The organism is Marinactinospora endophytica, from assembly GCF_054780875.1.
Window position 1 is genome coordinate 246901 of record NZ_BAAGVM010000005.1, and the last position, 23673, is coordinate 270573.

General features: G+C 71.5%; 22 protein-coding genes. 13 read left to right on the plus strand and 9 right to left on the minus strand.

Annotation, left to right across the window (positions count from 1 at the left end; genetic code table 11):
• Positions 1–28 precede the first annotated feature (28 nt).
• The 3 genes from ACYVHU_RS11880 to ACYVHU_RS11890 all read right to left on the minus strand — a co-directional run bounded on the left by ACYVHU_RS11880 (position 29) and on the right by ACYVHU_RS11890 (position 2399).
• Positions 29–364: a DUF4158 domain-containing protein gene (locus ACYVHU_RS11880; protein WP_078761174.1), complete on the minus strand. Its 336-nt coding sequence runs from the start codon at positions 362–364 to the stop codon at positions 29–31.
• A gap of 259 nt (positions 365–623) precedes the next feature.
• Positions 624–1394: a MerR family transcriptional regulator gene (locus tag ACYVHU_RS11885; protein WP_432940563.1), complete on the minus strand. Its 771-nt coding sequence runs from the start codon at positions 1392–1394 to the stop codon at positions 624–626.
• A 249-nt stretch (positions 1395–1643) separates the two neighbouring features.
• The gene (locus ACYVHU_RS11890) at positions 1644–2399 is read right to left on the minus strand and encodes a helix-turn-helix domain-containing protein (RefSeq protein WP_432941755.1); all 756 of its coding nucleotides are present in this window, start codon (positions 2397–2399) and stop codon (positions 1644–1646) included.
• Positions 2400–2639: 240 nt separating this feature from the next.
• Here ACYVHU_RS11890 and ACYVHU_RS11895 point away from each other — a divergent pair, with 240 nt between their 5' ends.
• The 3 genes from ACYVHU_RS11895 to ACYVHU_RS11905 all read left to right on the plus strand — a co-directional run bounded on the left by ACYVHU_RS11895 (position 2640) and on the right by ACYVHU_RS11905 (position 5976).
• Complete coding sequence (locus ACYVHU_RS11895; protein WP_078761173.1) at positions 2640–3311, plus strand: DUF4097 family beta strand repeat-containing protein; 672 nt, start codon at positions 2640–2642, stop codon at positions 3309–3311.
• Positions 3312–3372: 61 nt separating this feature from the next.
• Positions 3373–4503 (plus strand): serine hydrolase domain-containing protein, encoded by a 1131-nt coding sequence (locus tag ACYVHU_RS11900; RefSeq protein ID WP_432940566.1) that lies wholly within the window; start codon positions 3373–3375, stop codon positions 4501–4503.
• A gap of 432 nt (positions 4504–4935) precedes the next feature.
• Positions 4936–5976 carry an alpha/beta fold hydrolase gene (locus tag ACYVHU_RS11905; protein WP_432940569.1) on the plus strand — a complete coding sequence of 347 codons (1041 nt, stop codon included), beginning with the start codon at positions 4936–4938 and terminating at the stop codon, positions 5974–5976.
• A 499-nt stretch (positions 5977–6475) separates the two neighbouring features.
• On the opposite strand, the gene ACYVHU_RS11910 is transcribed toward ACYVHU_RS11905, so the two are convergent.
• Positions 6476–6673: a DUF1918 domain-containing protein gene (locus tag ACYVHU_RS11910; RefSeq protein ID WP_078761170.1), complete on the minus strand. Its 198-nt coding sequence runs from the start codon at positions 6671–6673 to the stop codon at positions 6476–6478.
• Positions 6674–6813: 140 nt separating this feature from the next.
• Positions 6814–7254, minus strand: coding sequence for a GNAT family N-acetyltransferase (locus ACYVHU_RS11915; RefSeq protein WP_498948380.1), 441 nt, complete (start codon positions 7252–7254; stop codon positions 6814–6816).
• Positions 7255–8001: 747 nt separating this feature from the next.
• Here ACYVHU_RS11915 and ACYVHU_RS11920 point away from each other — a divergent pair.
• Genes ACYVHU_RS11920 through ACYVHU_RS11930 form a run of 3 tightly spaced genes read left to right on the plus strand, consistent with a single transcriptional unit; the run spans position 8002 to position 12014 of the window.
• Positions 8002–9279, plus strand: a complete 1278-nt coding sequence (locus ACYVHU_RS11920) for an MFS transporter (protein ID WP_078761169.1) — start codon at positions 8002–8004, stop codon at positions 9277–9279.
• Between the two features lie 53 nt (positions 9280–9332).
• On the plus strand, positions 9333–10655 hold the full coding sequence (locus ACYVHU_RS11925) for a preATP grasp domain-containing protein (protein ID WP_498948382.1): 1323 nt from the start codon (positions 9333–9335) through the stop codon (positions 10653–10655).
• A gap of 36 nt (positions 10656–10691) precedes the next feature.
• Positions 10692–12014 (plus strand): hypothetical protein, encoded by a 1323-nt coding sequence (locus ACYVHU_RS11930; RefSeq protein WP_498948383.1) that lies wholly within the window; start codon positions 10692–10694, stop codon positions 12012–12014.
• Here ACYVHU_RS11930 and ACYVHU_RS11935 read toward each other — a convergent pair.
• Positions 11935–13488 carry an LLM class flavin-dependent oxidoreductase gene (locus ACYVHU_RS11935; RefSeq protein ID WP_498948384.1) on the minus strand — a complete coding sequence of 518 codons (1554 nt, stop codon included), beginning with the start codon at positions 13486–13488 and terminating at the stop codon, positions 11935–11937. The two genes, ACYVHU_RS11930 and ACYVHU_RS11935, sit on opposite strands and share 80 nt — an antisense overlap.
• A 151-nt stretch (positions 13489–13639) precedes the next feature.
• Here ACYVHU_RS11935 and ACYVHU_RS11940 point away from each other — a divergent pair, with 151 nt between their 5' ends.
• Both ACYVHU_RS11940 and ACYVHU_RS11945 read left to right on the plus strand, forming a co-directional pair.
• Positions 13640–14206 carry a MarR family winged helix-turn-helix transcriptional regulator gene (locus ACYVHU_RS11940; protein ID WP_498948385.1) on the plus strand — a complete coding sequence of 189 codons (567 nt, stop codon included), beginning with the start codon at positions 13640–13642 and terminating at the stop codon, positions 14204–14206.
• A 651-nt stretch (positions 14207–14857) separates the two neighbouring features.
• The gene (locus ACYVHU_RS11945) at positions 14858–15397 is read left to right on the plus strand and encodes a DUF1062 domain-containing protein (protein WP_498948386.1); all 540 of its coding nucleotides are present in this window, start codon (positions 14858–14860) and stop codon (positions 15395–15397) included.
• Between the two features lie 492 nt (positions 15398–15889).
• Here ACYVHU_RS11945 and ACYVHU_RS11950 read toward each other — a convergent pair whose 3' ends face one another.
• Positions 15890–16360 (minus strand): MarR family winged helix-turn-helix transcriptional regulator, encoded by a 471-nt coding sequence (locus tag ACYVHU_RS11950; protein WP_078761162.1) that lies wholly within the window; start codon positions 16358–16360, stop codon positions 15890–15892.
• Between the two features lie 119 nt (positions 16361–16479).
• On the opposite strand from ACYVHU_RS11950, the gene ACYVHU_RS11955 reads away from it, so the two are divergent.
• The 4 genes from ACYVHU_RS11955 to ACYVHU_RS11970 all read left to right on the plus strand — a co-directional run bounded on the left by ACYVHU_RS11955 (position 16480) and on the right by ACYVHU_RS11970 (position 20185).
• Positions 16480–17361, plus strand: coding sequence for a DODA-type extradiol aromatic ring-opening family dioxygenase (locus ACYVHU_RS11955; protein ID WP_078761161.1), 882 nt, complete (start codon positions 16480–16482; stop codon positions 17359–17361).
• Between the two features lie 78 nt (positions 17362–17439).
• Positions 17440–18375, plus strand: a complete 936-nt coding sequence (locus ACYVHU_RS11960; protein ID WP_078761160.1) for an NADP-dependent oxidoreductase — start codon at positions 17440–17442, stop codon at positions 18373–18375.
• Positions 18376–19136: 761 nt separating this feature from the next.
• Positions 19137–19562 carry a VOC family protein gene (locus tag ACYVHU_RS11965; RefSeq protein WP_200813597.1) on the plus strand — a complete coding sequence of 142 codons (426 nt, stop codon included), beginning with the start codon at positions 19137–19139 and terminating at the stop codon, positions 19560–19562.
• A 329-nt stretch (positions 19563–19891) separates the two neighbouring features.
• Entirely contained in the window at positions 19892–20185 is a 294-nt protein-coding gene (locus ACYVHU_RS11970; RefSeq protein ID WP_432940586.1) for a TetR family transcriptional regulator C-terminal domain-containing protein, read from the plus strand.
• Between the two features lie 514 nt (positions 20186–20699).
• Here ACYVHU_RS11970 and ACYVHU_RS11975 read toward each other — a convergent pair.
• Positions 20700–22091 (minus strand): DEAD/DEAH box helicase, encoded by a 1392-nt coding sequence (locus ACYVHU_RS11975; RefSeq protein WP_078761157.1) that lies wholly within the window; start codon positions 22089–22091, stop codon positions 20700–20702.
• Between the two features lie 238 nt (positions 22092–22329).
• Positions 22330–22533, minus strand: a complete 204-nt coding sequence (locus ACYVHU_RS11980) for a cold-shock protein (protein WP_078761156.1) — start codon at positions 22531–22533, stop codon at positions 22330–22332.
• Between the two features lie 488 nt (positions 22534–23021).
• On the opposite strand from ACYVHU_RS11980, the gene ACYVHU_RS11985 reads away from it, so the two are divergent.
• Positions 23022–23414, plus strand: a complete 393-nt coding sequence (locus ACYVHU_RS11985) for a MerR family transcriptional regulator (RefSeq protein ID WP_078761367.1) — start codon at positions 23022–23024, stop codon at positions 23412–23414.
• The last annotated feature ends 259 nt before the right edge of the window (positions 23415–23673 follow it).

Here is a 23673-nt window from a genome sequence, read left to right on the forward strand (position 1 = left end):
GCTGCGCGTGTGCGACCTTCGTGACCGGTCAGGCCGTCAGCTTCTCGGCGTCCTGCGCCGAGCACCCCCGGAAGCCTAAGTGCTCGCGTATCCGGGTGCGGTGGTACTCGATCGTGCTACCGGTCCACTGGTAGGAATCGAACTCGGCCGCCGGCACCTTCATCTGCCGGGCGACGAAGGCGACCACCTCGTCCGGGAACTCCGCCCGGCCCCGAGGAAACCGCCCGTGCCGCGTGTAGTGCTTCAGCGGCAGCGCGAAGCCCAGCCGCGTCCCGCCCCGCTTCCCCGCCACCAGCTCCAGCTCGTCATCGAGCACCGTCCAGTGCTCGACCAACTCGTCCATGCCCACCGGCCGCCGACTCATGACCGCACATCATGCCGGAGACTCCCAGGTCACAACCGCCGAACGGCTGAAGATCCACCCGATTTGGGGCTGGTGACACGGTCGTTAACGGCACCCGATACGGAGACGGCCACATCGGGACAGCCGTCCCGAACCGGGGCGAGGCCGGCCCGCTCGTGGATGGGGGCGGTCGCGCAGTCCGGCCACGGATCCGGGCCGGGACGCCGGCTCACCGCCGTCAGCGCTCCGGCGGCGCGCCGACCGGCCCCGCGATCCGGATTCAGCCCTCCGCCGCCCCGACCTCTGTCCGCGTGTGCGGAGCAGGCCCGTGCAACGCGAGGTAGCGGTGCAGCAGGCCGGCCCCCTCCAACATCGCCACCGCCCGTCGCGTGATCCCGTCCAGGCGCCGGGCGATCGCCGCGCGCAGGGCGTCGCTGTCGCCGGTACGGCGCAGACCGTCGAGCACGGGCCTGATCTGGTCCAGCAGGTAGCGGCTCTGCCGCAGCACGGCGATCATCCGCGCGTCGCGGATGTCGGCGGGACCGTACCTGCGATACCCCGTGGCGGCGTCACGCTCGGGGTGCAGCAGGCCGGCCTCCTCCCAGACGCGCAGCGCCGACGGCCGCACCCCGAGCAGCCTGGCGACCTCCCCCACCCGCATGTCCCGCCGTGACGGAGGGGGCGGATCGGGGAGCGCCTGCCGCGCCATCACCTCCAGCGCCTCACCCGCGGCCCGTAGCGAGCGCCGCTGCTCGTGCAGGGCGGCGTGGGCGGCGTCCACCCGTTCCACCGCCCCGGCGACGTCCCCGGCGTGGACCGCCCGCATCACCTCCCCGGCGACGATCGGCCCGTACCCCGTGACCAGTCCCCGGTAGGCGAGCAGCGCGTCGCGGTGCCGGCAGGTGTAGCGGCGGTGGTCGCCGGGGGTTCGCCGGGCGGGCGGCAGGACGCCGGCGTCCTCGTAGTTGCGGATCTGCTGGGACGAGACCCCGGCCAGCCGCGCCAGGTCGACGGGGCGCAGCTCCTCACCTTCGCGGATTTGAGGTTTCACCGTACGTTACTCCCGGGCTGTTCCCCCGACTGGGGGAAAATCCTCAACAGGCTACTTCGCCACGGAACTTGAAACCGTGGACGTCGCCCGGGTGACGCATCCCGAGCGCGCGCACACCGGTCGGGCGCGTGTCCGGTGCCGTCTCGTCCGGCCACCGGGGATGTCCCGGGGAAACGCCTCGGCGGCACGGACCGGCGGAGCCCGGTCGGATGGCGGTCGGTCCGGGGCCGCGACCGTCGGGACGGCCGGCTATCCACGGTCCGGGGCAGGACCGGCGGTATCACCCGAGGTCGGCCCGGGTTCCGTGGAGAGGATTTCGCGGGCCTGCTCGGCCGCGCGAGCCATGCTCTCACGGACGAAATCGACGAACCGGGCGATGCCCTCCAGCCGTGCGGCGGCCGGGGTACCCGGGCCCAGGATGTTGACGCCCTGCCGCGCGGTCTCCACGAGCTGGGCGTGGGCGCGGACGCTGGCGAGCATCGACTGGTACCAGACCTCGTTGTCGACGGCGTAGCGCTCGCGGCGGCCTTCGGCGCGCTCCCTGCGGACCAGGCCCTGGCTTTCGAGGAACGCGATCGCCTTGGAGATGGTCGCCGGGCTGACCTGGAGGTGCCGGACGAGTTCGCCGGCGGTCAGGCTGCCCGCGTCGGTGGTGTAGAGCGACACCAGCACCCGGGCCGTCATCTTGGGCAGGCCCGACTGCATGAAGACGGTGGTGAGGACCTCCTCGTACTCGCGTACCGCCTCGGCGTCGCGCCCCTGGACCTGCGAAGACGCCTCGTGGCCCCGGGGCGCGGTCCGCCTGCGGCGGCGGGCGCGGTGTTCGGTGGCGCGGTGGGCGATGTCGGGGCGGTAGGCGGTGGGGCCGCCGTTGCGCATCACCTCGCGCGTGACCGTCGAGGTGGGACGGTCCAGACGTCTGGCGATCTCCGCGTAGGCCAGCCCTTCGGCCAGCCCCGAGGCGATCTGCTGACGTTCCTGCTGGGTGAGCCTGCCTCCCGGCATCGCGGTCTCCTTCGTGGTGTGCGGTGGGGTCAGCATAGCGTTCGTTTTCCATTCATTGCAACGAATGACATCAAGGCTGTTGCGTTAGATTTCCGCTCATCGCAACGATTGTTGCCTATTTAGCTGGGTAAACACGGTTCAATCGCAACGAAGGCGTTGCGCTATATGTAAAAGCAACGTAGCGTTTCTCTCGTCGGAAACATCGGGCCGAAAAGGCCCGGGACACAGAAGGAGCCCACGATGCACACGTTCGACACCCCCGCCCCCATCTCGGCCGTCCTGGACATCCCCGCCGGACGCATCCAGTTCATCGCCGCCGACCGGACCGACACCACGGTCGAGGTCCTGCCCGCCGGCGCCGCCAAGGGCCGCGACGTCAAGGCCGCCGAGCAGACCACCGTCGCCTACGCCGACGGCGTCCTGCACATCCACACCGCCGAGCCCAAGAACCAGCTCTTCGGCCCCTCCGGGGCCGTCGAGGTCACCGTCCAGCTGCCCGCCGGCTCGCGCGTCGAGGCCAAGGCGTCCGCCGCCGAGCTGCGGGGCGTGGGGCGGCTCGGCGACGTCGCGTTCGAGGGCGCTCAGGGCACGGTCAAGCTCGACGAGACCGCTGACGCCCGCCTGAGCCTCCAGGACGGTGACATCCTGGTCGGACGCCTGGGCGGCCCCGCCCGGATCAGCACCCAAAAGGGCGACATCACCGTCACCGAGGCCACGCGCGGCACGGTCGAGCTGCGCACCGAGTCCGGCCAGATCTCGGTCGGCGCCGCCCGCGGGGTCTCCGCCTCCCTGGACGCGGGCACCGGCCACGGGCGCATCCACAACGCGCTCACCAACGCCGAGGGCGCGGACGCCGGTCTGAACATCCACGCGACCACCGTCTACGGCGACATCACCGCCCGCAGCATCTGACCCGCGACACAGGCCCCCACCCGACCGATTGCCCCCACCGGTTCCAAAGGAGCACACGGCCATGTCCGCCACCCTGACCACGCAGGAACGCCCGCGGTTGCACAAGACCCTCCAGGAGATCGCCGAATCCGGTTTCGTCGGGATACAGATGCGCGTGCACGACGAGCGGGGCACGTGGACCGGCAGCGCCGGGGCCGCAGAGCTGGGCGGGACCGCCAGACCGCCGACGGACGGGCGGTTCCGGATCGGCAGCAGCACCAAGACCTTCATCGCGGTCCTGATACTGCAACTGGTGGCCGAGGGCGAGATCGGGTTGGACACCCCGGTGGCGGAGCGCCTGCCCGGGTTCGGGCTGGACGGGCGGATCACGGTGCGGATGCTGCTCCAGCACACCAGCGGGGTGTTCAACCTGACCGGTGAGGTCGACGAGGACGGAACGGTCACGCCGGGGGTCCCCTGGGCGGGCCGGGAGTGGGTGGACAACCGGTTCGCGACCTACCGGCCGGAGGAACTGGTGCGGCTGGCACTGTCCAAGCCGGCGCGGTTCGAACCGGGAACGCGCTGGAGCTACTCCAACACCAACTACGTGCTGGCCCGGCTGCTGATCGAGAAGGTCACCGGCCGCCCGCTCGCCCAGGAGATGGGACGGCGGATCCTGGACCCGCTCGGGCTGTCGGGCACCGTGGTGCCGGACGCCTCACCAGAGATCCCTGGACCGCACGCCCACGCCTACTACCGGTACGAGGACGCCGGCCAGGAGAAGACGGTGGACGTCACCCGGCACAACCCCTCCTGGATCTCCAGCGGCGGGGACATGATCTCGACCACCCAGGACCTGGCCACGTTCGTCTCCGCGCTGACGGCCGGCCGGCTCCTGCCGGCCGATCTGGTGGCCGAGATGTGCGCGCCGCGCTCGACGGGGATCCCGGAGATGGGCTACGGCCTGGGGGTGTTCGTGCAGGAGATGGGCTCGAACGGCGGCACCCTCATCACCCACAACGGCGGTGTTGCGGGCTACGCGACGCTGATGTACGGCACGCCCGACGGGAGCACGATCCTGACCGCCTCGCTGAACTATGTGGACGACGCCGCGATGTCCCTGGCGGAGACGTTCCAGAAGACGACGCGAAGGCTCGTCGAGGAGGTGTTCGGCGACGGGTCGGCCGACGAGACGACGCAACCGGCGGACTGACCGCCGCCACCTACCGGGCCGGCCCGGTCGCATGGGCGCCGCCGACCGCTCATCAGAGGCCGACCCGACCGGCGCCCGCCCCTTCCCCCAGGACCCGGGCAGAACCGGGAAACACTCCCCACCGGTTCCCCGCGCCGTTCGCATGGTTTCTCGGTGGACGTGATGAAACGGCGTTCCGTTTCATCCGACCATGGATTCTCCCCCGCCGTCCCCGAAGCGCCGCGTACCGGTGCGGTGGTCGTTACCGGCAGGGACGGATTTCCATTGGAGAATGGTGGTCGACCGCGTGCGCCGCCCACTCGCCCATGCTGAAGGATTGGGACCGGTGGGGCCGCCTGGAGAAAAGGGCCGGTGATCTCGATGTCACAGCAGGAAGCGCCGGGATTCCCGAGGAGAGGGAGAGCGCGAAGAATCGCGGTGTGGTCCCTGGCCGTGTTTCTCGCCGTCATCTCCTTCCTCGCCGTCGGATATGTCAACCAGAACCTGACGTACTACGAGAAGGGGATGGAGGAGGTGACCGAAGCCGGATTCGTCGAGAAACAGATCGAGGTCGAGGGGCACTGGGCGAATTACGCGGAAGGGCCGGACAACGGCGTCCCCCTGCTCCTCATCCACGGACAGGGGGCCAAGTGGCAGGACTACATGCGGGTCCTGCCCGACCTCGCGACCACCTACCACGTGTACGCCGTCGACGTCTACGGGCACGGGAATTCGGCGAGCATCCCCGCCGAGGATTACACCAACGTCCGTATCGGGACGCTGATCGCGCGGTTCATGGAGGAGGCGATCGGAGAGCCCGCGGTCGTGTCCGGGCACTCGTCCGGCGGGCTGATCGCCACATGGATCGCCGCGAACCGGCCGGAACTCGTCCGGGGCCTGGTTCTGGAGGATCCGCCGTTCTTCTCGTCGATCATGCCCCGGGCCGAAAAGACGGCGGGCGGCGATCTCGCGAGGATCACCCACGATTTCGTCTCGCAGGAGGAGGAGTCGGACTTCCAGCGGTACTACGTCCAGCGGAGCAACTACTTCTCGTTCTTCGGCGGTCTTGAACAGGCCATCGTCGACTACTCGATCGGTTACATCGAGGACCACCCGCGCGAACCGCTGGAGATCTTCTTTCTCCCGCCGAACGTGAACATCTATTTCCAGGGGCTGGCCGTCTACGACCCCAGGTTCGGCGCCGCCTGGTACGACAACTCCTGGTACGAGGGATTCGACACCGAGGAGAACCTCGCGGCCATCACGGTCCCGACGGTGCTCATCCACGCCGACTACTGGTACGAGCACCACGGCTCCTACTACAACGAGGAGGGCGTGCTGATGGCGGCGACCGACGGTGAGGACCTGGCCCGGGTACGTTCCCTCCTCGACGGCGTGGAGGTCGTCGAGATCGACTCGGGACACCTCGTGCACTTCGAGAGGCCGGAGGAGTACACGAGGGTCCTCCTCGACTTCGCCTCCAGGGTGGCGTAAGCCTGTCGGACGGCCTCGACCGTCACCGGCCGGCGGAGCGGGACCGCTCCTCGGTGGAGGGCACCACTACCGCGGAACCCGGCCGAACGAGAGGCGAGCCCTCCTGGCCCGGTCCCGGACGATCCGCGACCTCCCCGGCGGGCGCGTGAACGCGGCACCCGCGCCCGCCGCACTGACCAGCCCGCGAGGGGGCTGTCCGTCCCTTTCGCCGGATATCCGGCCGCCGGCAGGATGTCCTCCGGGCGCGGACACGGTGGCGCGTCCGCGCGCCATCCGCCTGGTGGCCGGTCCACGCGCGTACCGTCCTGTCCCGCCCGGCGGCACCGGCGGGTCTGCGGGGAGGAAGGTCACGCGCCCCCGGCCTCGGTCAGGAACCGACTGGGCTCCTTGCGTCAGGAGACGTGCGGCCGGGCCACAGCGCGGGGAGGCCGTGCGCCGGGGCGTGCCCGAAGGGGGCGTGTCCGGTCCACGGCGGGCGCGGCCCCGGCGAGGAAACCGGTCACTCCCCCCGCTCGTCCCCCGGCTCGATCCGGCAGTCGGGGTCCGGGTAGAGGAGGGCCTCGCGGCCGTCACCGAACCACACCACGTAGGGTGGCGTCCCCTCCTCGCCCCAGACCTCGACGATCTCGCCCTCCGCGTCCCGGCCTCCCGCCACCCGAGTGGGCACGTGAATGGTGTCGCCGACGTTCGCGCGCATGCCTGCTCCCTCGCAGCCGTCCGGTCGGGCGGGGTCGCCCGACCGGTCAGCAGCATAGGGTGACCGAATGGTCGCCGCGCGTCTTCCCTGGGAGGTGGTGGACGGCCCCGGCCGGCCGATGAGGAGCGGGCGGCGGAGAGTCAGGAGAGGTCCTTGGCGAAGTGGTGCGCGGTGATGTCCATGCGTTCGCGCAGGTAGAAGCGGTGGGCCTGGTGACGTTGGACGCCGGAGTCCAGGTCGAGAACGCGGCAGCCGAGGTCGCGGGCGCGCTCCTCCAGATGGGCCAGCAGACGGTGTCCCACACCGGTCGAACGCGCCGTGTCCGCGGTCACCAGATCGTCGACGTAGAGCTTGCGCAGGGCGGCAGTGGTGTCCATGACCCGCCAGCCCGCGACCCCGACACAGACGCCGTCCAGGTAGGCGCCGGTGAACCGTAGCTCCTGGCCGTACCCCTCGGAGTAGACCCCGACGAGCAGGTCGCCGGTCAGGTGCGGTCGTAGTTGCCGGAGGACCGGCAGGAGATCGGTCGTGAGACGTCCGTCCGCGGGGGCCACGTCGACGAAATCGATGTCCGTTGTCATGATGAGGGAATGATCGCACGCCGAAAGGACGCCGCCGCGTAGACGGCCCGGCGTCCCGCGAAACGCCGGCGTGCGGGGCGGGCGCTGACGCGCGGCACGTCCGGGACCTCTTCGACGAACCCCGCCCCGCCCGTCGGATCGGCGCGTCGGGGCGCGCCCGGACACCGGACACCTCGAGGGCCCCCGCCCGGGCCGCCGGTCGTGGCGTCCCCTCCCCCCGGTGTCACGAAGCGCCGGATCCGATGAGACGGGGAACATCCCGCATTCCGGTATCAAGGACGGAGGGAATGACGGCACCTCCATACTTCCGCCCCGGAATTCACTCCAGCAACAAAAGGGAACTGATTTATCCCCGTCCCCGCCATGAACTTCGCCCCCTGGGAGCAGCGCGATCAATTCCCTTTCTCTCGACCGGACAAGCCGCTCCCTGTTCTCCGGTCCCGGCCACGTCAGGGCGATGAGCTGCCACAACGCGGCCGACCTCCCGGACATTTCCGCCTATCGCCGAAAAAGTCCTTGTCTTTTTCGGGAATCCGAGGTTAACGTTCGGGGGGCGTCGGTTGATCGTCGCCCTGGTCGGGCCTCTTGGAGGTGGACACGATGAAGATGCCCTTCTAACCCATCGCATGACGGAGAGCGGGGCCGGAAACGGCGACCCTCCGGTCCCGCGCCGGCCTTTCAGGGAGCCCCCGGCTCTCCCATAAGCACACAGGGCGCAGGCTCCCCTCCACGGAAAGCGTTCACGCGATGCTCAGGAATTCGGCGCTGGCGCGAGCCGCCGAACGAACACCGTACTGGCCGGTCCTCACCCACCCCCTGCTCCGGCGGATCCTGCCCGGCATCGGCGTGTCCGCCCTCGGCGGCGGGATGAGCTCCGTCGCGGTGAGCTGGCTGGCCATCTCCCTGGCCCCCGCCGACCAACGGGCCGTCTGGGTCACCGCGGCGGTCACCGCCTACGTCCTTCCCGGAACGCTCGGCGTGCTCGTCTTCGGGCGTCTCCTCAACGGACGCAGCGGCGCCCAGCTCGCCGGCTGGGACGCGATCCTGCGGGCCGTCGCGCTCGCGGCGATCCCCCTGCTGCACATGGCGGGGGCGCTGGACGTCCTGCTGTACGTGGTCCTGCTCGGGGTCTCCTCTCTGTTCAGCGCCTGGGGCAAGGCCGGCCGCTACACGATGCTCTCCGAGCTGCTGCCACGGGAACACCATCTCGCGGGCAACGCGGTCGTCAACGTCATGCTGGAACTGTCCACCGTGGTCGGGCCGCTCCTGGCCGCCCTGGTCATCGAGCACGGCGGCCCCGAACACGTCCTGGGCCTGGTCGCCCTGTCCTTCGCGGTCCTCGCCGCGACCTACCGGTTCGCCGTCCCCGCCGACCACCGGACGAGCAGGGTGGAGGCGGGAGCGTCCAGGAGCGAGGGGCTGCGCGCGATCGTCCGGGACCCCGCCCTGCTCGGTCTCCTCCTGCTCTCCTTCGGTTTCTTCCTGTTCTTCGGCCCCTCCACCGTGGCCATCCCGATCCACGTGGTGGAGGACCTGGGCGCCCCCGCCTCCGTCCTCGCCGGGTTCTACACCGCCTTCGGCGTCGGCGCGGTGGCCGGCGCCCTCCTCGCGGGCTACCTGCGCCGGGTGCCCCTGCTGCCCGCCACCACGGTGATCATCCTCGGCTTCGGCGGCGCGCTGGCGGGGATCGGCCTGGGACCGCCGGTCATCGTGTCCTGGGTCTGCTTCGGTCTGTGCGGTCTCTTCTGGGGGCCGTTCCCCGCGACGACGACCGCCCTGTTCCAGCGTTCGGCGGATCCCGGTTCGCTGCCGCAGGTCCTCGCCGCGCGGGGTGCGCTCACCGGGATGGCCTCTCCGCTGGGGGCCATGGCCGCGACGCCGCTGCTCATCGCCCTCGGCGCCCAAGGGGTACTGCTCGTCTCCGGTCTGACGCTCCTCGGCCTGGGGGTCACGGCGCTCACGTGGGCGGCCCTGACCCGGACCGGACGCGCCCCCTCCACCGATCCGGCCCGCCGGGAACGCTGACCCCTCGGCCCCGCCCCGAGTCCCATCCCCGTCCCGACCGTGGAGGCGCCGTCGTGACAACGCTGCTCATCGCCAACTTCCCCGAGGAGATCGTCGGCGACCTCACCCGGGTGTCGCCGGAACGCCTGCGGGCCTTCGGGCAGGGTGCCCACCGCCTGCTGTGGTACGCGCGCACCGGCGACGTCCTCGTCCTGCCCTCACGGCCCGATCCGGTCTACCTCGACTACGTGACCACGGTGACCGACACCGACCCGGAGACACTGCGCGTCCTGGTCCCCCCGCCCGGCTCGCTCGGCCCCGACGTACTCAGCGCCGACCGCCTGTACGCGCCCTCCTTCCGGGCGGAACTCGCCTCGGTGCTCGCCGACCGTCCGGCGCGGCGGGTGGTGTGCTTCTACACCGACCTGGCCGTCACCGACCTGGCCTCGGCGCTGGGTTTCGAGGCCGCAGTCCCCGGCCACGCCTTCAGCTCCCACGAGGGCGACGCGCTGGCCAACAACAAGGCGGTGTTCCGCGCGGTCGCCGCCGCGGCGGGGGTCCCCGTGGCCCCCGGCGTCTCCACCGACCGGCGCGAACGCGCGGAGACGGCGATCAGGACGCTCCTGGACTCCGGCCACCCCGTCATGGTGAAACAGCAGGTGGCGGCCGGTGGCCTGGGCAACGAGATCCTCAGCCGCGACGGCCGGGTCCGGGCGGCCGGGGCCCTGGAGGTCGTCACGCTGCCCGACGACGAGTCCCTGCGCGACTACCTGGACCGCCGCTGGGAGTGGCTGACCGGCCACCGGGGTCACCGGGTCGTCATCGAGCGCTACCTCACCGACGCGGTGACCGTCTACGCCGAGTTCGAGGTCGACGACAATGGCTGCGAACTGCGGGGCACCGGCGAGATCCTGATGGAGCCCGTCGCCGCCGGCGAGGTGATCCCGCCCGTCTCGATCACCCGGGACGAGGAGGCGCGCCTGGTCGAGCAGGCCCGCCGGCTGTGCGACGCCTTCCGGGCCATGGGCTACCGCAGCAACCTGTGCGCCGACGCCATCCGCACCCCCGCCGGGGAGCTGTTCTTCAGCGAGGTCAACGGCAGGGTCACCGCGTCCACCCAGATCCACGTGAACGTGATCGGCCGCGTCGTCGGCGAATACCACCGCCGACGTCGGATCTTCCTGGAACGCGCCGCCCACTGGGAGGTGACCTCCCTGCCCGCCGCGCTCGCGGCGCTCGCCGAGGAAGGGATCGCCTACGACCCCTCCTCGCGGACGGGGGTGCTGATCACCGCCGACTACGCGGCCAGTCGCGGCCGGGTCACCTACTGTGTCGTGGCCAAGGACCTGGAAACCGCCCGGGCCTACGAGAAGCGCGTCTCCGCCCTGTCCCCCTGACCCCATCCCAGCCGGCACGTCACGACGGGAAGCAGCATGTCCGCCCCAGGTTCCCTCTCCTCCCCACGACCTCCGGCCGCCGCCGCGGCCCCACGTCCCGCGGTCCACTCGTGGGACGAGTTCACCACGTTGCGCGAGGTGATCGTCGGTGACGCCACCCATTCGCGCATCCCCGACCAGCGCGACCCCTCGGCCTGGCTCAACTGCTATCCCGACCTCGGCCCCGCCGAGCTGGAACGCATCGAGACCGGCCTGTTCCCGGCACGGGTCATCGAGGAGTCCAACGAGGACCTGGAGGAGCTGGCGGCGGCGCTGCGCGGGCTCGGGGTCACCGTGCACCGGCCACCGGCGGTCGACCACGCGGACGAGTACGGCGCGCCGGGGTGGCGCTCGCGCGGGCGCAGCTCCTACTGTCCCCGCGACCTCGCCCTGGTCGTGGGGACGACCATCATCGAGACCCCCAGCCCCATGCGGGCCCGCTACAACGAGCTGTTCGGGCTCCGCGACCTGTTCCAGGACTACCTGCTGCGCGGAGCGCACTGGCTGGCGGCGCCCAAGCCCCGGCTCCGTGACGAGCTTTACGAGTACGACGAGCGGGGAAGGCCCGTGCTGGGCGAGGCCGAGCCGGCCTTCGAGGCGGCCAACTGTCTGCGGCTGGGGCGTGACGTCTTCTACCAGGTCTCGCGCAGCGGCAACCGGATGGGGTTCCGCTGGCTGGAGTCCACGTTGCGCCTGCTGGGCGAGATCCGGCTGCACCCGCTGGTGGGCCTCTACGAGGGGACCCACATCGACAGCACGATCGCGCTGCTGCGTCCCGGGCTGGTCCTCCTCAACCCCCGAACGGGTCACCCCCGAGACCGTTCCGGCCCCGCTGCGCGGCTGGGACGTCATCTGGTGTCCGCCGATGCGCACCGGGCCGACGGCGCTGCCGCACACCCTGAGCACCCCGTGGGTCGGGATGAACCTGCTCATGGTCGATCCGCGGGCCGCCGTGGTCGACGCCGACCAGACCGAGCTGATCGCGGCCCTGGAACGGCATGGGATCGACGTCCTGCCGCACCGGCTGCGGCACGCGCGTGTCCTGGGCGGGGGATTCCACTGCGTCACCCTCGACACCGTCCGGGACGGAGGGGCGGAGGACTACCTGGACGGGGCCTGAGCCGTGCCCGTCCGGTTCCGCGCGGGTCCGGGGAACACCCCGGTGAGGACCCCGCGGTCGGTGCCGTCCCCTCTCCGCCCGGCGGGACGACCCATCGGACGGAAAGGGGAGGCACAACGCTCAGTGCATCCCGAGCCGGGCGATCGGCTCGACGAGCTCCCGCTCCTCGTAGGCCAGGTGCGACAGCAGGGTGTCGGTGAGCAGGTCCACCGCGGCGCGGAGTTCGGCCATGCCGTCCGGCCTGGACACGAAGGCCACCAGCGCCCGGTCGACCCCTTCGAGCACGTCGTGGATGGCCCGGTGCTCCTCCTCCAGCCGGTCGATCACCGGGGCGAGGCGGGGGTCGCGACGCCGCAGGTGGGGGAACATCGACTGGTCCTCGATCGTGTGGTGGGTGGTGACGACCCGGCAGTAGGACTCGCAGTAGGTGCCCAGCGTCCAGTTGTTCTGGCGCATGGTCATCGTGTTGATGTGCGAACGCGCGGTGCCGACGTCCATCGCCCCGGCGGCCACCTGGTCGATGAGGTCGTGGATCTGGGCGAGTTCGGCGCGCAGCGCGTCGTGGACGTCGACCAGGTGCTGTCCGGCGGCCTGCTCGCGCGCGGTGTAGGTGCGCTCGGGGTCCGGCGCCGGCCCGGTGGGCCGGGTCGACTCGTCCCACACCCGCCTGTCACTGCGGCGGACGCCGTCGTCCGGCGTGGGGAGGACGGCGAAGGGGCCGCGCGCCTCGCCGGTCCGGGTGACCGACGCGGCCCTGGGCCGGGAGGCGGCCGCGGGGGCGGAGGGGGAGCGTTCGGCGGTCACCAGCTCGCGTACGGCCGGGGCCACCTCGGCGGCGAAGCGGCGCAGGTCGTCCGGGTCATCGCTGCCGAGGATGAACACGCTCACGCCCTCGTCCAGGGCCAGTTCGGCGAGCTCCTCGACCCACTGCCCGACCGGGCCGTCCAGCGGGCCGCGCGAGGCCGGGTCGAAGCGGCCGGTGATGTTGAGCAGCCGGCGCACCCGCGAGGGGGACCGGCCCGCCTCCTGCGCGGCCTCGTCGACGATCGTGTTGCCGGCGGTGAGGTCGCCGGGTTTCAGGTAGGGCATCGACGGCAGCCAGCCGTCGGCCGCGCGCCCGGTCAGGGCCAGCATGCGCGGCTTGTAGGCGCCGAGCCAGATCTCGGCGCGGTGGGCCGGCGCCGGGCCGCGCTTGGCGCCCCACACCCGGTGGAACTCGCCGTCGACGCGGACGCCGCCGCGCGCCTGGACGTCCCACATCTGTCGGATGACGTCGATGGCCTCCTCCAGGGAACGCACGGCCTGCCCGCCGGTGAGCCGGCGTCCGCCCATGGCCTCGATCGCGTCCCAGAACCCTCCGGCGCCCAGGCCGAGTTCCACCCGGCCGCCGCTGAGCAGGTCCAGGCTGGCCACGCTGCGGGCCAGCACCGCCGGTGGCCGCAGCGGCAGGTTGGTGACGTTGGCGGCCAGGCGCACACGCTGGGTGCGGGCCGCGACGTAGCTCAACAGGGTCCAGGTGTCGAGGAAGGCCGGCTGGTAGGGGTGGTCCTGGAAACTCACCAGGTCCAGTCCGACCTGTTCGGAGAGGACGGCGAGGTCGACCGTCCGTGCGGGGTCGGCGTTGGCCGGGGTGATGAAGGCCCCGAAGGACAGCGGGTGGCCGTAGTCCGTCATCGCCGGTCGCTCCTGGGCGTGTGCGCGGTCATCGTCGTCTCCTGTGATCGGTCCGGGCGGGCCTCATCGTGGGAACCGCCGGCTCCAATATGTTCTGTTTGACAGAATATCTGCCGCCTCCAATATCTGTGACATGGCCTAGCATTGGGGCATGACGGACGGGCACAGGGACGGCGGCCACCCCGGGCGACTCGACGACGACCTCGGGTGGATGCTGGGCGTCCTTTTCCGCGCCTACGCCAAGGCCGCCGAGCACGCCCTCCACGATCTGCCGGGCGGCCCCCGCGGCTACCAGGTCCTCACCGCCGCCGTCGCCGAACCTCCCCGCAACCAGGGGGCCATCTCCGAGGAACTGGGGGTCGACCGGACCGTCCTCACCTACCTCATCGACGATCTCGCGGAGCGCGGCCTGGTGACCCGCCGCCCCGATCCGGCCGATCGGCGTAGCCGGCTGATCGTCGCCACCGACGAGGGCGCAGCGGTGTGGCGGCGGTGCCGGGAGGAGCTCCGGCACGTCGAGGCGCACCTGCTCGGCCCGCTCGACCCCGCGAACGCCACGGCGTTCCGCTCGTCGCTGCGGCGGCTCGCCTGTGAGGCGCAGACCCGCGACCCGCTCCGTGACCTGTGTACGGTGGTGCGCCAGGCACGCTCCCAGGAGGACGGGAACGCGTTCCCCGACGGAGAGGACCGGTCCAGGACCGGCCCCCCGAAGAGGTAGGACCTTCCGCTCCCCCGGCGGCGGCCGGCGCGCACGGAGCCGGGCGACGCGCCCCGGTCCCGCGGGATGATGTCAGAACATCGGGCGCTTCCGAGGGCGGTGTTCCGCCACGGCGCCGCTGTCAGGGTGCTGGGGGCGCGCCCCCTGCTCTCCGGCCCGGCCTCGCCGGAGGATCGCCGCCACGCCCCGCCCGCCGTCAGGGCGGGGAGTCCGGCCGTGCCGCCGCAATCGCGGGCCGTCTCGGCGGCGTCCACACGCCCCTGGCACAAGCTCGGCGAGAGGCCCGGTGGGACCGGCGGCCCCGCCGCTCAGACCTGTCCGCCACCCCTTACCCCGGGCTCACGACTATGGCCGCGGTCGCACCGGGGTGTGGGTTCAGGCGACAGGGGCCAGCGCCGCAAAAAACGGTTGAGCCCTTCCTCCGCGTTCCCGTAGGTTGCCCAAGACCCCGTCGCAGTGAGAACAGAGGACCAACCGCGTGACCCCGCCTGCTCTTCGGATCTGACACCTTCTCTCGCTCACTTCAAGCCGACCTTTCTTCCGTCGGCGCCGCCGGGCCGCCCATACGCGCCCGGTCCCACAGCGTTTGAGGCCGCGCTCGATCGGCTTCGTGTCAGGTCTAGAGAGATCATGTCCTCACAACCTCATACTGTGCTGCCCTGGGTCATCCGCCGGACCAGGCTGCCCCTGCTGTCGATGCGGTGCCTGGACTGCCGCTCGGAGACGGCCACCACCGGCGCGGGCAGGTTCCGCGTCAACGCCAACGGCAGACGGCTGGACGTGTGGCTGCTGGTTCGCTGCGTGTCCTGTGATCGGACGAGCAAGCTCACCGTGTACGAGCGAGCGCCGGTCAGGTCCGTCGACCCGGCCGAGCTCGACGGCTACCGGGCCAACGATCCGGAATTGGTGGCGTCCAGGCTGGTGGATCCGCTGCTCGCCCGGCGCAACCGCTTCACCCTGGACTGGAAGGGGGCCTGGCGGCTGGACACCCCGTCGGTGCGGCTCGACGAGGCGTGGCCGGTCCGGATAAAGGTCGTCTTCGCGGATCCGGTGCCGGTGCGTCCGGAGCGGCTCATCGCGCAGGGACTCGGCCTCAGCAGGAACGAGGTGCTGCGCCGGATCAAGTGCGACGTCTCGCTGCGCCGTCCGACGAGCGTGGGGTTCGCCTTCACCGTGCTGGCCGAGGGCTAGCGGGAGGGAGGCCGGCGGCGGTCCTCGCCCAGGCCGAGGACCGCCGCATCCGCCTGAAGCCGATCCGACCGACGGTTCGGCGTAGTCGTCGTCCCGCTGTCGCGGCGTCCGGGCGGAACGGCGGAGGCGCCGCGAAACCGCGGATCTCCCGGCGCCACGTGGATGTGCTGCTTGAGCGGTGGCGCGCGGACGAGGGAGTGGGCTCAGACCTGCTTCCGGTCCGTTCCAGTGGAGGCCGGACGGCAGGCCGCCGGAGGAGGTCGGGGTCATCGTCCGGAGGGTGCTGCACTCCAGCTCCCTGGCCCACCGCCGTCGCCGGGGCGGTGCTCCCCCTGGCGCGCCGCCCCGTGCGTCCGGCAGGCGGCCCGCCCCCGGTGCGCTGTCCCGCACCCCCGCCGTGCCCCTCGCCCTGCTCCAGACGGCCGTATCTTCCCCATGTACCGCATCACTGGCGCCGCAGAGCCGACGGAAGAACTCGCCTGAGGACGGCGCTCAGCCTCCTTCGAGTTCCCGGCGCACGGTAGCGGCGATGCGGGTGAGTGCGGTCCCGAGGTGGCGGCGCTGAGCGGCGCTGAGCGGATCGAACACGAGCCGCTTCACCTGCGCGACGTGTTCCGGTGCGCTCTCGGCGAGCTTCTGCCGGCCGGCGCCGGTCAGGGTGGCGAGGGTGTATCGACCGTCGCCGGGGTCGGGGCGGCGGACGACCCAGTCACGGGCTTCGAACCGGTCCATCACCTTCGACAGGCGGGGCAGGGTGCTGTCGCAGACCCGGGCCAGGTCGCTGAGCCGCATGGTGGCCTCGTCGGCCATGGACAACCGCGCCAAGACCCCGTACTCGAAGTTGGAGATACCTGCCTCTCGCTGCAGCTGGCGGTCGAGGGCCGCTGGGAGGGCGATGACGACCGTGAGCAGCGCCTGCCACAGCTCCTGCTGGTCGTCGTCGAGCCAGGGTTGAGTGTCCATGAGCTTCATCATACTTGCCCGGGCAACTCGCATCACTTGCCCAGGCAACTCTTAATGGGCTACCTTTCACTTGCCTCGGCAAGTAAAAATACTTGCTGAGGCAAGTGAAGGAGCTGGTTTTGACGACCACCACGAGCAGTCCGAATTCCCCCTTTCCGGCGCGCGCACCAGCCGCGGCCTACGACGACCTCCTTGCCCGGGTCCTGCCACAGGCGCGCGAGCAGCGGGTGTGGGACCCCTCCGACGGGCCCCTGCCCAGCCTCTTCGTCAGCCACGGCGCGCCGTTCACCCTCGACGATCCGCAGTGGCTCGGCGACCTCTTCGACTGGGCCCGGTCGATGCCCAAACCCCGGGCCATCGTCGTCGTCTCGGCCCACTGGGAACAGGCGCCGGTCGCGATATCCGGAGCCGCGGCCGGCGTCCCGCTCTACTACGACTTCAGCGGCTTCCACCCCCGCTACAAGACCCTTCCCTACGCGACCCCGGACGCCACCGACCTGGCTCGGCGACTCACGGGCCTGCTGGGCCCGACACCGGTGCACGAGTTCGCCGACCGCGGCCTCGACCACGGGGCCTTCATCCCGCTCATGGCCATGTATCCCGCCGCCGACGTCCCGGTCGTGCAGTTATCGATGCCCAGCCTGGACCCCAGCGCTCTGCTCGGGCTCGGAACACGCCTGCGGCCCCTGCGCGAAGAAGGCATCCTCGTCCTCGGCTCGGGCTTCATGACGCACAGCTTCACCGTCTTCCGCAGGCCGGAGCTCGCCGCCGCCACCGCGGCCTTCGACGAATGGGCCGTTGACGCCCTCTCCCGGGGCGACGCCGATGCCCTCATCGACTACCGCACCAAGGCACCCGACGCCGCGGTCGCCCATCCGACGGCCGACCATTTCGTCCCGCTGCTGTTCACCGTCGGCGCCGCCGATGACCCCGGCAGCGCCGTGAGCGCCATCGACCGCATGGTGATGGGCAACTCCATCCGGTCGGTGCAACTGACCTGAGCGCCTCGACGCGCTTCAGCTTCGCGCCTGTTCGCCCATCCCTCGGCGACGACATCAATACACCCTGGAGGAAAGTTCATGAAGGCAATCCGTTTCCACGAGTTCGGCGGCAGCGAGGTCCTGCGCTACGAGGACGTCGACCGTCCGGTCCCCGGCACCGGGCAGGTGCTGGTGCGGGTGGCGGCCACGTCGTTCAATCCGGTCGACGACCACATCCGCGCCGGCGCCCTGGCCGAGATGATGCCGATCACTCTTCCGTACGTGACGGGGATCGACCTGGCGGGCACCGTCGTTGAACTCGGCGCGGAGGTGACGGGCCTGGACGTCGGCGACCGAGTCGTGGCGATGCTGCCCCTCGACTCCGCCGGCGGGGCCGCCGAGTACGCACTCGCCCCGGCCGAGTCCCTGGCCCCGGCACCTCAGACGATCGAGCTGGTCGACGCCGCGGCACTGCCGCTGACCGGCCTGGCGGCCTGGCAGACGGCCTTCGAACTCGCCGAGCTGAAGCCCGGTCAGACCGTCCTGGTCAACGGGGCGGGGGGTGCGGTGGGCAGCCTCGTGGTGCAGCTCGCGGTCGACGCGGGAGCGCATGTGACCGCGGTGGACGCGCCGCAGCACGCCGACCGCCTTCGGGGCTACGGCGCGGACCGGGTCGTCGGCCCCCTCGACCTCGCCGCGGGCCCGGCCGCCGTGGGCGGTCCGTTCCAGGTCGTGGTGAACCATGTGCGCCTCTCCCCGGAGGAACTCGCCCAGCTGACGAACTACGTCGCCGACGGCGGGGTCGCCGCCAGCACGGCCGGCCCGATTCCCGAGAACCCCGACCGGAAGGTGCGCAGCGCGAGCCTGTGGGTCCGCAGTGACGGAGCCCAGCTGACCGATCTCGTCGCCAAGGTGGATGCCGGCAGGATCCGGCTCCACGTCGCCGCTCACCGCCCATTGGGCGAGCTGGCCGCCGTGCACGAGGAGGCCGCCGCCGGGCGGCTGCCCGGCAAGACCGTCGTGCTCGTCGACTGATCCCCCTGACCGCGCCCGACCGGGCCTCCGGCCGATCGCTCTCCCACCGGTGGGCGGTCCGGAGGTTCGGCGCGGCGGCCGCACCCGCGGCCCGCACCGGCCTCCGGGTCGGGCCCGTTCCTTTCAGCAGCCCGGCGCTGTGGCACAGGGCTCACGATGGGCGGTGGCACACGAGACCGCTTTGCCGCCGGACCTACTGCACCGGGTCCATGGGCGGGGCGGTGGAGTACGTGCACTGAGCCACCGCCCGCCGTCCCGGCTGCTGTCCGGGCGCGCCCCGGGTCTGGTGCTTCCGTCCGACCGGCGTCGGGCAGAGGGACCGCGTGCTGGCCGGCGCCGCCCCGGCGAGCGGGCGGGGCCGGTCGTCCTCCCCCCGGCGGAGTGGTGTTCAAGCAGGTCGGCATCGCCCACGACCCGCACACGGACAGATGGACGCTGCACCGGCTGCGCCATTCCGCGCTCACCCGCCTCGCAGCGGCCGGGCCCCGGCGACGTCGCGCCACGTCCGTCTGTCGCCTTGGGCAGGCACGTCCGCCTGGGCGAGGAGACCGCGGCGCGCATCACCGCCGAGCACGCTCCCTCCCGCCGCCGGGTCGCCGTCCCAGGCGGGGGCGCCCCAGCGCGGTGGCGGCCGGATGCGGGTCCCTGGAACTCGGCACGTTCCGGATGCCGAGAACGTGGCGCCGGCTCCGCCCCAGGGACACCAGCGGCCACGACAGGCCGCTCGACGGGGAAGGAGCACCACCATGACGATTCAACGGATGGACAACGTCGGCATTGTCGTCGCCGACCTTGAGGCTGCTATCGCGTTCTTCGTGGAACTCGGCATGGAACTGGAGGGCGAAGCGCGGATCGAGGGCCTCTGGGCGGACCGCACCGTCGGACTCGACGGCGTCCGCTGTGACATCGCGATGTTGCGGACCCCGGACGGACACGGCCGAATCGAACTGGCGAAATACCTCGCCCCCGCGGCGATCGGCGCCGGTTCGCATAACCCGCCCCACAACACGCTGGGCATGCATCGCGTCATGTTCGCCGTCCACGACATCGAGGACGTCGTTGCCCGCCTGCGCACTCACGGCGCCGAACTCGTCGGTGAGCTGGCCCAGTACGAGGACAGCTACCGGCTCTGCTACGTCCGCGGCCCCGAGGGGATCATCGTCGCGCTGGCCGAGCAGCTCAGCTGACAGCTCCTCGCGGCCGACCAGAAAGGTTCGCCGTACAGACCAGGAAAACGACAGGAAGAGGCGTACTCGGCCGGGCGGGCCGGATCGGCGGCACCGAGCTGCTCGGCGAGGGAGCCGACCGCCTCCTCGGGGACCGCGGTGCGCGGCTGGAGCGCGAAGCGCGGCCGATTCGCGTCGCGGTGCTTGGGGCGATCAGCTCCCTGTCGGCGTCGTCGAGGACGAAGAGGTCCAGTCGGCCCGCGGTAGCGGCTCGCCCGGCGTTTCCCCTTCTGCCGGCCCTCCGGGAGATCCCGACCCACCCGGCCCGCCTGGACGAGCTGGTCTCCGACGTGGGCATCCCGCACGGTTGCCTGGTCGGCAACACCACCGCCGAGCTCGTCCCCCATGACAGCGAGGCGACGGAGATCGTCACCCGCTCCTACCGGCGCTTCACCGACATCGTCGCCGACGCCCTTCGCCGCGCCCAGGCCGCTGGAGAAGTCACCGACACCGCCACCCCCGAGGCTCAGGCCCGGCTCCTGCTCTACCTCGTCCAAGGCCTCTCACCCGGCTCCAGGGCCGGTCTCGACAGGACGGCGGCTCTGGCCGCGATCGACACCGCGATCGACGCGCTACGGGCGTGACCGGGACCATCGCCGCCGGCGCTTCACGACATGGGGGCGGCCGCAGATCTTCGGCCCGCCTACGGTGCCCCCTCCAGGCGAGGGCGCGCTCAACGGCGATGTGGTCGGAGGAGTGCCGGTGATGGCCACAGCCTGACATCCTCGACCTGGGAATATGGCGAGACGTCCTCCGCCAAGGGCCTACCGGTTCCGCCTTCGGGGAAGCCGGACGCCACCTTGCGGGTCCCGCGGACAACGGGTGCGCCACGGACACTCTCGCGTCGTTCCCGGCGTGGCCGGAATCCGTCTGGGGACGGACCCGGCGGCCGGCTTCCGCTGACGCTGCCGTCCCCCGAGCCCCGCACCGGGCACGTGATGGTGCCCGTGGTCCTCTCGTGAGGGCTCCCTCTGGGGAAAGGGCGAGGTCCCGTCGGTGAATCCCGTATTCGGCACCCGGACGGGAGAGGTCCCGCGCGTCGGCGGACGGACGGCCGGGGGCCGAGAGCGTTCCGCTCTCGGCCCCCGGCGCGTTCGGTCAGCGGCGCGGTCGACGCGCGACGGCGCCACGGCGCCGCCCCGCCCGCGGGGCCGCGACGGGCAGGCGGACCGGTACGCCCGAGGGTTCGCGTGCCCCGGTCACCCTGCTCAGCTCCGGATCCTCGTCATCGGCCCTCAGCGTGTGCGGTTCGATCCGGGCCCGGCTCATCAGCCGGGTCATGTCGCGCCGCTGGGTGGGCAGCACGAGGGTGACCACGCTTCCGGACTCCCCGGCCCGGGCGGTGCGCCCGCCCCGATGCAGGTAGTCCTTGTGGTCGGTGGGCGGATCGATGTTGACCACCAGGTCCAGGCCGTCCACGTGGATGCCGCGCGCCGCCACGTTGGTGGCGATCAGCGCGGTGACGTCCCCCCGCTTGAACTGGTCGAGAGTGCGCGTGCGCTGCGGTTGGCTTCGGCCGCCGTGCAGGGGCGCGGCGAGGACACCGTTGGCCAGCAGGTGCTCGGCCATGCGGTCCACGGCGCGCTTGGTGTCGAGGAACATGATCACCCGGCCGTCACGGGCCGCGATCCGGGTCGCGACGTCCCTCTTGTGCGTCTGCGTCACGTGGACGACATGGTGTTCCATGGTGGAGACCGCGCCCTCGGACCGGTCGACCGAGTGGACCACCGGGTCGCTCAGGAAGCGGCGGACCAACGCGTCGACGTTGCGGTCGAGGGTCGCCGAGAACAGCATGCGCCGGCCGCCGGCCGGAATCTGCCGGAGGATCGCGGTCACCTGCGGCATGAATCCCATGTCGGTCATCTGGTCGGCCTCGTCCAGGACGGCGCACTCCACCCGGTCCACGACGCAGTCGCCGCGTTCCATCAGGTCGCGCAGGCGTCCCGGGGTGGCCACGACCAGGTGGACGCCTTCGCTCAGGACGCGCGCTTGACGGCCGATGGGCATGCCACCCACGACCGTCGCCGTGCGCGCCCCCACCGAGCGCGCGTAGGGAGCCAACGACTCGGTCACCTGCTGGGCCAGCTCCCGGGTGGGGGCGAGTACCAGGGCCAAGGGCCGTCGGGGCTGGGCGTCGCGCCCCTCCAGCCGGGCGAGCAGGGCCAGCCCGAAGGCCAGGGTCTTGCCCGACCCGGTTCGACTGCGGCCCAGCACGTCGCGCCCGGCCAGGGAGTTGGGCAGGGTCGCCGCCTGGATCGCGGACGGGACGGTCAGGCCGTGGCGGGCCAGGGTCCGCTTCAACGGCGCGGGCATGTCCAGCGCCTCGAAGGAGTCCACCGGCGGAAGCGCCGGGGTGGCGGTGTCCGGGAGGGCGAACTCACCGGAGGGACCCGCCCCGCCTCGGGGACGCTCCGGGGTGCGGGGGCGCTGCCGGCCGTCCCCTCGGGAGGGCCGGCCACGGCTCGTGCCAGTGCGGTGTGGATGACTCATGTGGGGCCTTTCGCCAACGGCGTTCGCCGGGCGTGAGGCCGTGCGACCTCGCGGAGAGAACCGGGTACGCCGAAAAAGTGATGGGGTGACCGCGTTTCGACGCGAGAAATCCCGGGAGTGGTGGACGCCGGTGCCGGCCGGAGAACGACGGCTGCAGAATCCGGCGGAGAAAAAGAGAAAAGCGGCGGGGCCGGCGCCCAGAGGGCGGGCCCCTGCCGCTGGAGGAGCGTCGGCTCCCCTAGATCAGGGTGATGTTCTCGGCCTGGGGCCCCTTGGCCCCCGCGACGGCGTCGAACTGCACGGCCTGGCCCTCGGCCAGCTCGCGATAGCCCGTGGCCTGGATGTTCGAGTAGTGGGCGAAGACGTCGGGGCCGCCGCCGTCCTGCTCGATGAAGCCGAAGCCCTTGCTGCCGTTGAACCACTTGACCGTACCGGTCGCCATATGGATGCCTCTCGTTCGGAACATAAAGAAAACCGCGGATGACGATTTTCCGGTCACCGCGGTGATCGCCCGAAGAGATGGAAATTCAGCGGGTATCACGACTGCAACTTCCTCGAACCTAACACATGAAAGTCCTCCTGTCCCGAAAAACCGGTGTGGTGAAAGACATCGGTGTGTTCGGTATCGAAACGGGGGGAGAAAACGTTGGCCTCGGGGAGATCCTCCCGGACCGCCACACGGTCGGACGCGTCACCGGCTCGACCCGACCGCTTCCGCGAAGGCGGCGGTGCCTCTGTCGTCACCGGGACGGACTCGTCCGGGGATACGGCCTCGGACGGGAGGAGCGCGGCCCGCGCGAGGCGGGGCGCCGGGCATGGCACCCTTGTTCCTGTTCCTCCGGGACGGCCCCGGACGGACGCCGCCGGCCGAGGGGCCTCCCCGGTGACGGGGATGGGTGTCATGGAGGTGCCCCAGTGGGTGAGGAGCGCATGCAGATCGGCGAGGTCGCCGAACGGACCGGGCTGTCGCTGCGGACGATCCGCTACTACGGCGAGGTGGGACTGGTGGAACCGTCCGCCCGCTCCAAGGGCGGGTTCCGTCTCTACACCACCTCCGATGTCGAGCGGCTGCTGCTCATCAAGCGCATGAAGCCCCTGGAGTTCAGCCTGGAGGAGATGCGCGACCTGCTGGCCACCCTCGACGAGCTGGCGGCGGGAGACGTCGACGAGTCCCGGCACGCCGAGTTGCTGGCCCGGCTGGACGTGTTCGCCCAGGCCACCGAGGAGCGGTGCCGGGTGCTGCGCGAGCGGATCGCGATGGCCGAGGAGTTCGGCGGTCGGTTGCAGGCCCAGCGCGCCAAGTACGAGCACCCGTCCGGCTGAGGGGCTCCCCCGGCCGTCGGGGGCCGCCGCTGCGGCCCGGCCGGACCCGCCAGCGCGACCGTGACGACCGTCTCACGACTCCGGCCGCAACTCTACCCTTACGTAAGAGTAGAGTTGCGGGTCGATGGCCCGTGGAAGCGCCACGGCGCCTCTCCGGTGCTCCCCTCCTGAACGCCCCCTCCGGGATCAGGGCCGCGGCAGCGTCGCCGCACCACCGGGAGGTCCACGCCCGCCGCTCCACCTCACAGGACGGTGCCCA